Origin of the sequence: Gandjariella thermophila (assembly GCF_005405885.1) — a bacterium.
In the GTDB taxonomy this organism is placed as follows: Bacteria; Actinomycetota; Actinomycetes; order Mycobacteriales; family Pseudonocardiaceae; genus Gandjariella; species Gandjariella thermophila.
This window is the reverse complement of the sequence record NZ_BJFL01000123.1, coordinates 1-1,182: the sequence shown is the minus strand read 5'-3', so window position 1 is coordinate 1,182 and position 1,182 is coordinate 1. Positions and strand designations below refer to the sequence as shown.

Sequence of the window (1,182 nt, the reverse complement as noted above, 5' to 3'; positions counted from 1 at the left end):
GTCGCTACTGATCTTGAAATCCTGAGGTGACACGGCGTGTTTACGTGCAGTCGCTGCCTGTGATGACTATCCCGGTGGCATGAGATACCCGGACGGTGGCGGTCTGACGCCCACAGCGCGTGCGAAGCGGGAACAGGTCCGCTTCGATGCCGCCGGGATGTTCGCCGCGGGTGTGGTACCGCCGGAGGTGGCCAGACGCTTACGGGTGTCGCGGAAGTCGGCCTATGCCTGGCATCGCGCCTGGAGATCCGGCGGGATCGACGCGCTGGCATCCCACGGACCAGGCGGATCGCCCTGCCGGTTGGATGACCAGCAACTTGCCCGGCTGCAGGCCGAACTGGACGCCGGTCCGGCCGCCCACGGCTTCACCGAGGATCAGCGCTGGACCCTCGCGCGCGTCGCGCAGGTGATCCAGACGCTGTTTTCCGTGTCCTACACGCCGCGCGGAACGTCGTACTTGCTGCACCGGATCGGGTGGAGTCCGCAGGTGCCGGTGCATCGGGCCGCCGAGCGCGACGAGGACGCCATCGCCACCTGGGTACGAAAGACCTGGCCCGAGGCGGAAAGACCGCGCGGGCCCAGGATGCGTGGCTGGTCTTCGAGGACGAGGCCGGCCAGTCGTTGAGGCCGCCCAAGGCGCGCACCTGGTCCCGCCGTGGCCGTACTCCCGTCGTGCCCGTCTCCGGCAAGGGCTCGGGTCGGGTGTCGATCGCCGGGCTGATCGCCACCAAACCCGGCCGACGGACCCGGCTGATCTACCGGACGATCACCCATCACGGGCGTCGCGGGGAGCGCAAAGGCTTCCGCGAAGCCGATTACGCCGCCCTGCTGGATGCCGCGCACCAGCAACTCGGCGGGCCGATCGTGCTCGTATGGGATAACCTCACCGCACACCACGACGCCGTGATGCGTCAGCTCATCGACAATCGTCGTTGGCTGACCGTGTTCCGGTTCCCGACCTACGCGCCGGAGCTGAACCCCGTCGAGGGCGTGTGGGCCCACCTCAAGCACGGGCTGGGCAATCTCGCCGCCTGCAGCGTCGACGAGCTCGCCGCCCTGGTGAAGACCCGTCTCAAGCGGATGCAGTACCGCCCCGGCCTCATCGACGCCTTCATCACCGAGACCGGGCTGCTCCCCGCGACCAAGCCACCGTGACACCCCGGCCTTTCAACCTCAGTAGTG

Annotated in this window: 2 protein-coding genes; both read left to right on the top strand. The window is 68.3% G+C overall.

The annotated features are described in order from the left end of the window. Positions 1–79: 79 nt before the first annotated feature. Positions 80–625, top strand: coding sequence for a winged helix-turn-helix domain-containing protein (locus FFT21_RS28600; protein WP_137816995.1), 546 nt, complete (start codon positions 80–82; stop codon positions 623–625). Continuing rightward, positions 622–1,155, top strand: coding sequence for a transposase (locus FFT21_RS28595; RefSeq protein ID WP_264081686.1), 534 nt, complete (start codon positions 622–624; stop codon positions 1,153–1,155). The genes FFT21_RS28600 and FFT21_RS28595 overlap by 4 nt, the downstream gene beginning before the upstream one ends. Positions 1,156–1,182: the final 27 nt, after the last annotated feature.